At 37.1% G+C, this 11,059-nt stretch carries 14 protein-coding genes and 1 pseudogene; 8 read left to right on the forward strand and 7 right to left on the reverse strand.

Features of this window, described 5'->3' with window-relative positions:
* Positions 1 to 167: 167 nt before the first annotated feature.
* Together FD29_RS04570 and FD29_RS04575 are read right to left on the reverse strand one after the other, a co-directional pair.
* Positions 168 to 692 carry a phosphatidylglycerophosphatase A family protein gene (locus FD29_RS04570; protein ID WP_057887780.1) on the reverse strand — a complete coding sequence of 175 codons (525 nt, stop codon included), beginning with the start codon at positions 690 to 692 and terminating at the stop codon, positions 168 to 170.
* Between the two features lie 21 nt (positions 693 to 713).
* On the reverse strand, positions 714 to 1,370 hold the full coding sequence (locus tag FD29_RS04575; protein ID WP_057887781.1) for an HD domain-containing protein: 657 nt from the start codon (positions 1,368 to 1,370) through the stop codon (positions 714 to 716).
* A gap of 420 nt (positions 1,371 to 1,790) precedes the next feature.
* Between FD29_RS04575 and pnuC the strand changes: the two genes are divergently transcribed.
* Positions 1,791 to 2,540, forward strand: a complete 750-nt coding sequence (gene pnuC, locus FD29_RS04580) for a nicotinamide riboside transporter PnuC (protein ID WP_057887782.1) — start codon at positions 1,791 to 1,793, stop codon at positions 2,538 to 2,540.
* Positions 2,541 to 2,613: 73 nt separating this feature from the next.
* Positions 2,614 to 3,528: an alpha/beta hydrolase gene (locus FD29_RS04585; RefSeq protein ID WP_057887783.1), complete on the forward strand. Its 915-nt coding sequence runs from the start codon at positions 2,614 to 2,616 to the stop codon at positions 3,526 to 3,528.
* Positions 3,529 to 3,616: 88 nt separating this feature from the next.
* Here FD29_RS04585 and FD29_RS04590 read toward each other — a convergent pair whose 3' ends face one another.
* The 3 genes from FD29_RS04590 to FD29_RS04600 all read right to left on the reverse strand — a co-directional run bounded on the left by FD29_RS04590 (position 3,617) and on the right by FD29_RS04600 (position 5,992).
* On the reverse strand, positions 3,617 to 3,988 hold the full coding sequence (locus FD29_RS04590; protein ID WP_057887784.1) for a YxeA family protein: 372 nt from the start codon (positions 3,986 to 3,988) through the stop codon (positions 3,617 to 3,619).
* 92 nt (positions 3,989 to 4,080) lie between these two features.
* Positions 4,081 to 4,464 carry a hypothetical protein gene (locus FD29_RS04595; protein WP_147007963.1) on the reverse strand — a complete coding sequence of 128 codons (384 nt, stop codon included), beginning with the start codon at positions 4,462 to 4,464 and terminating at the stop codon, positions 4,081 to 4,083.
* A gap of 235 nt (positions 4,465 to 4,699) precedes the next feature.
* Positions 4,700 to 5,992: a glycosyltransferase family 2 protein gene (locus tag FD29_RS04600; RefSeq protein WP_057887786.1), complete on the reverse strand. Its 1,293-nt coding sequence runs from the start codon at positions 5,990 to 5,992 to the stop codon at positions 4,700 to 4,702.
* A 344-nt stretch (positions 5,993 to 6,336) separates the two neighbouring features.
* Between FD29_RS04600 and FD29_RS04605 the strand changes: the two are divergent.
* Both FD29_RS04605 and FD29_RS04610 read left to right on the forward strand, forming a co-directional pair.
* Positions 6,337 to 6,723: pseudogene (locus tag FD29_RS04605) on the forward strand (LacI family DNA-binding transcriptional regulator); the annotation flags it as partial.
* Positions 6,695 to 7,408, forward strand: a complete 714-nt coding sequence (locus tag FD29_RS04610; protein WP_057887787.1) for an SLAP domain-containing protein — start codon at positions 6,695 to 6,697, stop codon at positions 7,406 to 7,408. The pseudogene FD29_RS04605 and the gene FD29_RS04610, both read left to right, overlap by 29 nt.
* 95 nt (positions 7,409 to 7,503) lie before the next feature.
* Here FD29_RS04610 and FD29_RS04615 read toward each other — a convergent pair whose 3' ends face one another.
* On the reverse strand, positions 7,504 to 7,911 hold the full coding sequence (locus FD29_RS04615) for an iron-sulfur cluster biosynthesis family protein (RefSeq protein ID WP_057887788.1): 408 nt from the start codon (positions 7,909 to 7,911) through the stop codon (positions 7,504 to 7,506).
* A gap of 280 nt (positions 7,912 to 8,191) precedes the next feature.
* Here FD29_RS04615 and FD29_RS04620 point away from each other — a divergent pair, with 280 nt between their 5' ends.
* Entirely contained in the window at positions 8,192 to 8,848 is a 657-nt protein-coding gene (locus FD29_RS04620) for an EAL domain-containing protein (RefSeq protein ID WP_057887789.1), read from the forward strand.
* A gap of 91 nt (positions 8,849 to 8,939) precedes the next feature.
* Here FD29_RS04620 and FD29_RS04625 read toward each other — a convergent pair whose 3' ends face one another.
* Positions 8,940 to 9,347 (reverse strand): iron-sulfur cluster biosynthesis family protein, encoded by a 408-nt coding sequence (locus tag FD29_RS04625; protein ID WP_057887790.1) that lies wholly within the window; start codon positions 9,345 to 9,347, stop codon positions 8,940 to 8,942.
* 178 nt (positions 9,348 to 9,525) lie between these two features.
* On the opposite strand from FD29_RS04625, the gene FD29_RS11380 reads away from it, so the two are divergent.
* The 3 genes from FD29_RS11380 to FD29_RS04635 all read left to right on the forward strand — a co-directional run bounded on the left by FD29_RS11380 (position 9,526) and on the right by FD29_RS04635 (position 10,962).
* The gene (locus FD29_RS11380) at positions 9,526 to 9,678 is read left to right on the forward strand and encodes a hypothetical protein (RefSeq protein ID WP_157049383.1); all 153 of its coding nucleotides are present in this window, start codon (positions 9,526 to 9,528) and stop codon (positions 9,676 to 9,678) included.
* A gap of 152 nt (positions 9,679 to 9,830) precedes the next feature.
* Positions 9,831 to 10,436: a L,D-transpeptidase gene (locus tag FD29_RS04630; protein ID WP_235804261.1), complete on the forward strand. Its 606-nt coding sequence runs from the start codon at positions 9,831 to 9,833 to the stop codon at positions 10,434 to 10,436.
* Positions 10,437 to 10,461: 25 nt separating this feature from the next.
* Positions 10,462 to 10,962, forward strand: coding sequence for a VanZ family protein (locus FD29_RS04635; RefSeq protein ID WP_057887791.1), 501 nt, complete (start codon positions 10,462 to 10,464; stop codon positions 10,960 to 10,962).
* Positions 10,963 to 11,059: the final 97 nt, after the last annotated feature.

Genomic DNA, 11,059 nt, shown 5'->3' on the forward strand with positions numbered 1-11,059 from the left:
ACGTACGGTGGTGTGAGAGGTCGGTAATTAAAAGTTACCTCCTACTCGATTTGTTTAGTCTGGAATGAAGCCTCGGCGGATTGCCCTCACAGCGTTCCAGCAATCCGCCGAGGTTTCATGGAAGAGGGCAGTGAACAACCAAATTTGAAAAGGAACCGATGACCTATCTAATTATCCATTTTCAATAATTCTTGAACAACAACTTCGTTGTGAGCTAACCAACCACAAGCACCGGCAGCAATCGCACCAACTAGATCATCCAAGAAGACATTGATCTTGCCAGTCGACTTGTCGTTCAGCTTGCCTAAAACGCCATGTTTTAATTTGTCGACGTAGCCATAATTAGTAACGGAAACAGATCCGTACAAACTAGCTAAAGTGATCGCCATATTTTCATCGATTCCATAAGTGGATTCATCAGTTTCCATGATCCGTTGCATAGGAGCGGACAACAAGCCCTTTTCAGCGAGGACATCCAATTCGATTCCAGTCATGATGGCATTTTGAGCTTCACGTTTGTGGAGAACTTTTTTGATTGCGTGGATAGCTACGTCGTTGTTGAGTCCTTTGACATAATCTTTTTCAAGGAAAATGACGATTTCAGCGATATCTTCCAGTTCAACGCCACGATCCTTCAAATTTCTGATGATGTGTTCATAATATTGTTTGTCTAATTCTTCGTATGATACCAAAATAAGTTGCTCCTTTGATTATTATTTTTCTGTATTCCATTCCGCTTTGAATTCGTCCAAGAAATCGAGCATGTATTGATGGCGTTTTTGGGCAATCAATTTGGCAGTGGGGGTATTCATCATATCAGTTAGTTTCAATAATTTCTCGTAAAAGTGATTGATGATCGTTTCATTGGCAAGGTTTCGGTATTCGGACTTGTTCATTGTCTGACGCGGTGCGATCCTTGGGTCATAGATAGTCTCTGAATTAGCGCCACCATAATAAATGGCCCGAGTGATTCCAATTGCTCCGATAGCGTCCAAACGATCAGCATCCTGAACGATTTGACCGGCCAACGATAACTTAGGCGGATTCTTAGATAAAGATTTACTGAAGGAAATATTGTGGGTGATAAAAAGAACTTCAGCGACTTGTTCATCGGTAAAGTCGATTCCGTGCAAGAATTCCTTCATATCTGCTTCTAACTTAGCAGGATCGGCGACTAGTTTGTCGTCGGCTACATCGTGTAAGTAGGCTGCAGCCAACGTGATGGAAGGATCGGCATCTTCAGTCTTTAAGATCTTTTGGACCATGTTGATGACGCGTTGGATGTGGTCAAAGTTATGTCCGGTGGAGTCTTGGTGCATTTTGCTGTATGAATATTGTTTGATTGCCTCAAGTTGTTGTTCGTATGTCATAAACTCAATCCTTTTTTGAATTAATAAGTCCATTGTGACATAAATTTTATTGCCGTGTTTTATATTTTAAATGAATTATAACTTTTTGGTCTAGATATTCTATGATATGACGATATCGGCAAATTCATTTCTAATCGTTATAACAATATATAGTGATTCAAAATTAAAAAAGTCAACATCTTGCATCGGCTGATAAATTACCCATTTATCAAGAGACGTAAACGTTTTACACCGATATGCTGCCAGTATGCTCAAGATAATCGATTCCATTTTTAGTTGAAATGGTGGTATGATTTTAGCTGTCGGTTAAATTGATATTTTTTATAAATTTCAATTTGAGGGATAAATAATTATTGAATGTTTCAGAATATAAATACCACAATCATATATTGCTGGATCGTTCTAGAGGAGAAGAAACAAATGAGTATTTTCAACCCAAAATGGTATGTTGAACAAATGAAACACTGGAGTTTCAGAAGTTACATGCTATTAATGTTTGGTCTAGGGGCCATCACTGCTTCAACACTTTCACACCCAATCAATGCCATCGCTATTTGGACATGGCTAGCCGGAACTTTAGGTTTCACATGTACCGTTGCTATTACTAATGCCAAACCATTGAATGGTGTTTTAGGATTAGTTTCAGCTCTTATTTATATTTATGTTGCCATTAATGCCAAGAACTTTTCTGACGTTGTGCTTCAATTGAGTTACATCGTGTTATTGGATATTCCTGTTTTGGTCAGTCCACAATGGGCTAAAGATGCTGAAAAGCATATTCACGGTTTAACTGGAATGAAGTGGCTTTTGACAGCTGTCTTCTTCTTTGTTGCTTGGGGACTTTTGTACTTGATGGATACGCATCTATTTATCAGTCCTCGTCCAATTATTGATTCAGTTTCAGCTGCTATTGGTTTCACAGGTGCACTTCTATGTACATTGCGTTTCCGTGAACAGTATTATTTCTGGACTGTTCAAGGTGTTATGTCGATCATTCTTTGGGGCGTTACAGCTACCCAAGGCGATGCTAGTCCAGTTCTATTCTTGACTTACATTATGTACTTCATGAACGATATGATTGCTTTCTTCGATTCACATATCCACTGGTTCCACAAGGATGCTTTAGCCAACCGTGCACGTGACGAAAAGCTTTCTAACGAACAAGCTTAGATTTAATATTTGCAATTGATTTGCCGCTTAGATTATTATTATTTAGCAATAGTAATTCAAAGTAGGGTAGATTATGCGATTAAAAAAATGTGTTAAAGTTATTCTCTCGGTGGCAGTTGGGGTCGTTTTAGTAGCAGACGTTGCTGCCGGAGGGTACATGTTCAATTATGCTTTCATTAAAAATGGCTATGCCAGTAAGTCCCAAGGCAAACTTGGCAAGAACGGGCAATGGTTGCTCAATCAAAAGCAAGCGACTTGGGAACAAACAACAAAGGATCATCTCAAATTAAAAGCGCGTTATATTGCCGCTACGCATAAAACGGCTAAAACAGTCGTTGTCGTGCATGGATATGGTAGTGCTAGTAAATACATGGGGTCGTACATCAGGATGTTTCATGATGCCGGATATAACGTTCTAGCACCAGATAACCGCTCATTTGGGAGAAGCCAAGGCAATTATGCAGGTTACGGTTGGAAAGATCGAACCGATATGAAAAATTGGATCAATATGATCAATCGTCGAAATGGCAAAGATTCGCAAATTGGATTGTTTGGAGTCAGCATGGGTGCTGCCACAGTAATGTATACCCTTGGTGAAAAACTTCAAAACGTCAAATTTGCTGTTGCCGATTGTGGATATTCGACGATCTCTGGGGAATTGGACTATCAACTAAAAGAAATGTTCCATTTGCCTAGTTTTCCTATCGTGCCTACGGCCAGTCTTTACGCCGATGTCTTAGCTGGATATAACTTCTATCAAGCGAGTACTAAAGACACCTTAAAGAGAAGTAAGGTGCCGATATACATAATTCATGGTTCTAAGGATGACTTCGTACCAACGAAGAATGCCTATCAAAACTATGATTATGCCCAGGGTCCCAAGAAGTTATGGATAGTTAAAGGTGCTGGTCATGCTCAGTCATACAGTGTGGCAAAGCAGAAGTATATTGATAATGTAACGAACTATGCGAAAGAATACTTTAAGTAGTAAACTGATTAAAGTTCAGTTCAAAACAAACAAATACCCTCTGATTCCAATACGAATCAGGGGGTGTTTGTTTTCTATTAAAATGAATTTATTTTAAAATTTGTTCCAAAGATTTACGTGGGACTTGATCCTTTGGGACTTTTTCCCAGGACATCACGCGTTGACGCCTGGTGTTGTACGTGATTTTTAAATAATTATTAGGTTTGATAGGACGTCCGAGGGCGCTGTCAAATTTGAGCAATTTTTCATTGCCATTCTTGTCATATGACGGCTGATTGTAGTAATATTCCCGGTAATCATTGCCAGAATCATCTTTTTCGATGATCTCTTTGTAGGAATCGCCCACATAAGTGTAGTAGTCATCGCCAGTATAATTAGGAACATACCAAAATTCATAGCCAATTAATGGTATTAATAAAATAATAACAACTATAATTCCTGCCCAAATTCTTTTACCCATATATCTCTACCTCCGTGCTCAATAGGAATGATAGCATAGTCTACAAAGCTTTTGTCCTAACGGTTTTGTAAGGTCGGAGGAAAATGATATTTTTATAAGTTGAAATTATCCTGATAGTGATTCAACTTGTCGTGGTAGTCAACTTTGAGCGTCAATAATTGATCAGTTGCTACATTATAGAAGAAAGATTGTCCAGAAGGGATCGTTTGGCCACTCAATTTAGATAGATCCAAGTTAGATTCGAGTTTGTCCAATACGATGGGGACCGCACCATTATTTCGTATTTCCAATTGTTGAGGATGTTTTTGACAAAAGATATACGGTCTCGTTGCATAAAAGAGCATTTGGTTGCGATATTTCAAGGCAGCGATTATGCGAAACAAAGCGATTGAAATAAGCACGACGCCGACGATTATGGCAACAGTTAAAGCGATGCTAGTAATATCGAAGATCATTTGGCTTGCAGAATTCATCATGTCACTTCCATTTTTTAATACCTTTAGTATTTCATAAAAGTGTCAATCTTACAATTCTGTCACATGAAACTAACGGTTCAGTTATAAGGCTCAATAATGATTTACTTTTTTTATTGTAGCAGTGATAATGATATCAGATAGATATCAAAGATATTTATCAAAATACTGAAAAGTACATACACATGCAAACTCCGTAACTCGAAACGTCGTCCATATCATATGGACGGCTTTTTTGTTATAGCCGTTTTGTCTTATCCCAAGTATGTTGACCGATTATCAAATGATAAATTGCAGTCATCATACTGAGAAACAAGACAGCGTAAATATAAGAAACCAAGAAAATGGCCAAAATGACTTTGAGTGGAGTCAAGCGCCGACTAGCAAAGGCTTTAGTTAATTTTGGCAGAAGATCGAAGGCTTCGGTCAAGCGAATCTCCCGTAAATAGATCATTGTAAAAGCCAAGCCAAAGAACAAGCCGAAGAAAACCATGATGACAAGTAAAGTCAACAAGTGAATAGGTTTGTAAAGATTTCTACGAATGAAGGCAATCGTCAAAAACATGATGCTGAAATCAGCTAATACATTGATGATTGGTTGAAAGAAGAAAAAGTAAGCATCGAGTTTTTGTGATTCAGGCATATCTTTAGAGTGGATTATATGTCCGAGATATTTTAGACAGTTGAATCCACCTTGAGCCCAGCGAGCCCGCTGTTTGATCAGTCTTTTAACACTCGTCAAAGCTTCCTGATCAACGTAAGCATCGGAAATATACTGGGTTTTGATGTCCTTGAATTCCATCCGTAAAGTCAATTCATAATCTTCTAGTAAGGCATTGCCCCAAGGCTTTTCACCGAGCCGTTTTACGATCGTTGAATATCTGAAGAATTGACCATTGCCGCATAAAGCTACGGCGTTTAATTTGGCTCTGATCGTTTGGATCAAATGATTAACGACGAAAAATTCAATATCTTGAAAGGTCTGCAAAATCGTGTGTGGATTTCTCATTTTGACTCTAAGTTGAACAGAGTCTACCTGGTTATTTTCAAAGGCATTAGTCAATTTATAAAAGCTGTTGGCACTGAGAGCACCGTCAGCATCGACGACACCAACGATACAGCGAGCGGGGTCGAGTTTTTGTTCATGGATCATTTTAGTGATCGTGGGCATGGCTGAATTTAATGAATCGCCTTTGCCCGTCCGTGCGTTGGGAAGTTTTCTTTCTATTATACTGATCGGACCAGAGACGCTTCTGATTTGTGCCAAAGTGTCATCATCAGAGTCATCGTCGATCACAATGATTTCTTTACGACCAGATAATTTCAGTAATTTTTGTAAAGTTCTTTTGATGACTTTACCTTCATTGAGGCAGGGTATCAAAATAAAATACAAGTATTCATTGAGTGATCCATTAATTGTATAGGCGTTGATCAATTGTCTCATCGATTGTTTCTGTTTTCTGAAGTAAAAATAAAACATGATAGAGCATTGAAGAATGAAAGTTACTAAAGCTGTTAGATAAACAATCATATAGAACACCTCTTTACTTGTTCCATATTCATACTGAATCGAAACTGACACTAGCGCAAAAAATTGGTATAGTCATTTTGTACAGAGGCTTCTTATTTGTCTTTTTGAGGTCACATGTGAATATAAGCTGTTTTTGAAAAGAAAATAATAAATCATTTTTTTAATTATGAAAAAACATTCAATCCCGACCTCAACACCAGGTAAGGGGATACATTTTGTCGAAAAAAGCAATAGTTCAGTGCATAGAAAGATAATATTTTTATGCCATATTGATATAAAAGTGGGTAGTCAAAATTAATTTTATATTGGTATAATAAAGAGGTGGTATATAGAGGGGGAAGAGCATGACGACTTTAGTTGATGTAGCGAAGAAAGCCAATGTGTCCAAAATGACCGTTTCACGGGTGATCAACCATCCTGAGAAGGTTACGGACGAGTTGAAACAACTAGTCTATGATGCTATGCGAGAATTAGATTATCATCCGAATATGATTGCTAAGGCGTTAGTTAATAAAAGTACGCGGATCATCAAACTTTGTATTTTGGAAGATATCGATACGACGGAACCATACTATATGAATTTGATGATCGGTATTGCCAAGACTTTGGATCTACATCAATATTCATTGCAATTAGTAACGCAGCGTAATTTTGACATCGGTAATTGTGATGGCTATATTATTACCGGGATGCGCGAGGAAGATGTCGATTGGATCAAATTGGATCGCCTCATATCCAAGCAATGCGACTGATTTACAGTGGTATTCAGCAGATCATGGTTGGCAATGGTCAAGTACTTATCAGTTTGATGGTAGTTATGGTAATTTTGATGTATCGCAACTTTATGATGATTTCTTTACAACTTACCAAACACCAGCTGGTTATACTGACAGTTCGACAACAACTAATGCTGGTTCTACTTCAAGTACGACGACAGATACAAGTACTTCGACCAGCAATGATTCAGTGATCACGGTCAACAATACTAATAGCAATTATGTTCCACTGGTAGCTATTAATAATGATAGTGTTTCAACTGTCTCTAATCGAGCTTTGAGTAATGGCAGTGCCTGGAAGACCGATAAGACTCAAGTAATCGGCAATGTAACTTATTATCGTGTTGCTACGAATGAGTGGGTCAACGCCGAGTACATTAAAGGAAACAATGCCACAACTTCGAGTGCTTCTGATTCCACTGGTTCAACATCTAACAGTGTTGTTAAAGTTAGAAATTCTGATGGTTCATATGTCAGATTGATGGCTTTGCAAACAGATGGCAGCATGCAACCAGTTGACAATCGGGCTTTAGGAAACGATACTTCTTGGTTGACTGATCAATCAAAAGTCGTTGATGGAGTAACATACTATCGTGTCGCAACTAATGAATGGGTAGCACAGACTTATGTTATTAGCTAAAAAGGCATGCAGTAATTATTATTTTTGAAATACTGAAAAAGACCGCCAATTCTAAGTTTGAATTAGCGGTCTTTTATTATAAATTTTACAAGTAATTAACAGATTTGGTCGCCTAAAGTTTCCATCTTACGACGACGTTCTTCGGCAGTTTCTGGTTTGACGTTTCTCCAGTCGACAACTGACAAAGCACCATCAAGAATACCACTGTTGTCTTTTAGAGCTAGGGCGTTGTGCCAAAGTGAAATATTAAGTCCAGCGCTGAGAAGATCAGCATCATTAGGTGAAGTACTCATATCGTAGCCGGCGTTGTTTTCTAGCGGAACAGTATAGTTAGGATCAGCATCTTTGAGAACGACTAATTGGAACTTGTCACCGATAGCACAGCTGCCACCTAGGCTAGAATACTTGTTAGAACCGTCGTCAGTTGTAAGGATCATTCTGCTGCCAGCAGGAATCTTGCCTGCCAAATATGTTTGAGCTTCTTCTTTAATATTTAATTTCATTGTTAAACACCCTTTCTGAATTAAAAATCATTTGTACAAAATTTACTTGTGTACAATCATTTATTACAATTACTAATATAATTCATTTCACTGAAAGCTGCAAATATTATGCTCAAAGATTCAAATTTATTTCAAACAGACATTCAATTGTGATATTTAATAGTCAATTTTAAATTCTTTCGTTCAAAAATATCGGTAACAAAAAGTAAATTTGTTGAAAAATCAGTTGATTTATCATAGTATAAACTCGATTAGTGTACTTGTTGTAGGAGGGAAGAACGTGAGGTATACATTTTTTGTTCAACCACAAGTAAATAAGCGCGACGATACTTTATTTGGTTATGAGTGCTTATTACGGAAAAATAATAATGGCATTTGGCAATTGCCACAGAGTTTTACCGAAATTTCGATTAATGATCAAATAAACATTTTACAAAAGATAGCAGATTTGTTTCGAGAAAAATCACTTGATAATTTAATGCTGTCATTTAATCTGAATCGAGAACAGGCAAATGATCCGAGTGTTTTGGATAAAATAATTATGCTTAAAAAGGATATTCAACCATTTTCATTGACGGTCGAATTGACTGAAGCTATTCCCTTAGCCAAAATCAAAACTTTTAGTGAGATTTTGCATCAATATAATGTAGAATTGGCTATCGATGATGTCGGTACGGGCTCGAATGTTTTTGAAAATATTCATTTGGCTTTACCATACGTTGATAAAATAAAATGTGCCATGCAAAACCTCCGTATGTCTGGACAAGCCAAATTGATTCCAGAGTATTTGAAATTCTGGTCTGACATAGCTCAAAATTATCATTTAGGTATGATATTAGAAGGAATTGAGGATAATACTGATTTGAAACTTGCTGAACAATTTGGTATTGATCTCTTACAAGGATATTTCTACGGAAAACCGGCTTTAGTTCACTAAGAACAAGTTGGGTATTAACGTAAAGTAACCTCTGATTCAGCATTTCGAATCAGAGGTTACTTTTTGTTAGGCAGTTATTTTTAATGATAGATCAACAAATTTGATCGCCAATCTTTTTCATTTTTTCACGCAGCTGTTCTTCCGTCTCAGGACTGACATTACGCCAGTCGACAACAGAAAGGGCACTGTCAAGAATGCCACTCTTGTCGTTTAAAGCGAGACGTCCGTGAACAAAATCGATATTGAGATCGTCACCAAACAAATATTGTTCTGCTGGTAAAATGTGCATGTGCAAATTGTCATTATTTTCCAATTTAATTGAAAAATCAGGATCAGCTTGGTTAAGAATGATCAATTGGAATTTGTCGGCTAATTCACAAGTTGCACCGATACTAGAATAGTTGTTAGATCCATCGTCAGTTGTTAAAATAACTTGGGCGTTTTCAGGAATCTTAGCAGCTAAGTAATTTTGAGCGGCAGATTTGAAAGTTATTTCCATAATGGGGTACCTTCTTCTTATTTAAGTTGTGAAAAATTAATTTGTGTTAAACTTGATTACATGTCAACTATAGTCGTCCAAATAATTTGGTACAAATAATCGGCTTATTAGAAACAATCTGAGAGACAAAATTTCTAAAAAGGTATATAACCGAGTAGAAAATTTAATGGAGAAAAATATGAAAAACAAAAAAGAATTATCTAAGCAAGAAAAAATTGCTTTATTGAGTTCCAAATCACAGGCAAAACTAGAAGAGATCAGACAGCAACAGCATTTTGCAACTTTAGAAGAAGCTTACGATTATTTGATTGGATTCGCGAAGAAAAATTAAAATTCAAATCCCGAATATAATATTTTTTGTGGTGTTGCTGAATTCTTCCGATTGCGTATAATTAAAGATACGTCTATATGTAATTGGGGGATATATTTATTAATCATAAAAAGCTTTATACGTCTGTACTAGCACTGATCACAGTGGTTCTATTGGGATTTATAGCCGTTAATTTTTTGGGACATGATGACCAAAAACAAGTTAAAGCTGACAGTGCTAATAAAGCCACTAAAGTGGTAGTTAAGAAAAAGGCCGTTGAAAAGGTTTCTAAAGAAGACAAGGATATGAACGACTTGAAGCATTTCAAATATACTGATGCTTCCGAGAAGAAAGCTTATCCGGATCTTTTGCAACATCCTAAGGCATGGATCGATGTCGATATTGCTAGCCAACGAGTTTATATCAAAGATGACAAGACCAATCTTTACACAATGTATTCGTCAACTGGAAAAGATGATACAACTCCACGAGGAACGTATTATGTTCAACATGAACGTGGCGACTTTTTCTATACGGAACCTTTAAAAATGGGAGCTTATTACTGGGTTTCATTTTTAAACCACGGTGAATATTTGTTCCACACTACACCGACAGATGTAACCGGTAAATATGATGAACAGATAGCTAAGACTTTGGGTCATGAGCCATCGTCTCACGGTTGTATTCATTTGTCGACTCCAGACTGTAAGTGGATCTATGACAATGTTCCAGAAAATATGAAAGTCGTTATCCACGGCAAGTATCAAGCCCAAGCTTAGTTAAGAATTTGAAAGGAAGCCAATCATGCGTTGGGTATCACTATTAGTAATATTGATCTTAGGTGTTATAGCCGGATTGGTTATTCTTCACAACGATTTCGATAAAAAGCAATTTTACTTTGCAGCAATTAGCCTAATTTATTTAATGATTTTAGGAACTATCGTATTTACGCCCGTGTCGATCAATGGTTTGACTGTGTTGATCACACCTAAGGGAATCGGTCGAGTCAATTTGACTCAGTTATCAATCAATGAGGTTGGCTATTATGAGAATATCATCTTGACGATTCCATTGGGAATGTTATTAAAATTTCATTGGTCTAAATTATCGGTAATACTGGTTACTTTTTTAGGGATGTTAGTCAGTGTGGGAATCGAGACGATACAATATTTCCTATCCCATTGGCTGTTGATCGACCGTACGAGTGATATCAATGACGTTTTAGCCAATACGACTGGTGTTTTGTTGGGGGCCATTATAATAGTCAGTTATCGTTACTTAACCAAGCAAAAAACGGATTTGTAAACTTTTGGTTTTTTCTTAACTTTGGTTATACATAATTTTTAAAATCGAGTAGGAGGTAACTTTTAATTACCGACCTCTCACACCACCGTACGTACGG

This window comes from Companilactobacillus mindensis DSM 14500, from assembly GCF_001434275.1.
Taxonomy (GTDB): Bacteria; Bacillota; Bacilli; order Lactobacillales; family Lactobacillaceae; genus Companilactobacillus; species Companilactobacillus mindensis.

Bases quoted from the DNA above. Each gene is read 5' to 3' on its own strand.
- FD29_RS04575 (WP_057887781.1), bottom strand. From the start codon at position 1,370: ATGACATACGAACAACAACTTGAGGCAATCAAACAATATTCATACAGC.
- pnuC (WP_057887782.1), top strand. From the start codon at position 1,791: ATGAGTATTTTCAACCCAAAATGGTATGTTGAACAAATGAAACACTGG.
- FD29_RS04585 (WP_057887783.1), top strand. From the start codon at position 2,614: ATGCGATTAAAAAAATGTGTTAAAGTTATTCTCTCGGTGGCAGTTGGG.
- FD29_RS04590 (WP_057887784.1), bottom strand. From the start codon at position 3,988: ATGGGTAAAAGAATTTGGGCAGGAATTATAGTTGTTATTATTTTATTA.
- FD29_RS04595 (WP_147007963.1), bottom strand. From the start codon at position 4,464: ATGATGAATTCTGCAAGCCAAATGATCTTCGATATTACTAGCATCGCT.
- FD29_RS04600 (WP_057887786.1), bottom strand. From the start codon at position 5,992: ATGATTGTTTATCTAACAGCTTTAGTAACTTTCATTCTTCAATGCTCT.
- FD29_RS04610 (WP_057887787.1), top strand. From the start codon at position 6,695: ATGTCGATTGGATCAAATTGGATCGCCTCATATCCAAGCAATGCGACT.
- FD29_RS04615 (WP_057887788.1), bottom strand. From the start codon at position 7,911: ATGAAATTAAATATTAAAGAAGAAGCTCAAACATATTTGGCAGGCAAG.
- FD29_RS04625 (WP_057887790.1), bottom strand. From the start codon at position 9,347: ATGGAAATAACTTTCAAATCTGCCGCTCAAAATTACTTAGCTGCTAAG.
- FD29_RS11380 (WP_157049383.1), top strand. From the start codon at position 9,526: ATGAAAAACAAAAAAGAATTATCTAAGCAAGAAAAAATTGCTTTATTG.
- FD29_RS04635 (WP_057887791.1), top strand. From the start codon at position 10,462: ATGCGTTGGGTATCACTATTAGTAATATTGATCTTAGGTGTTATAGCC.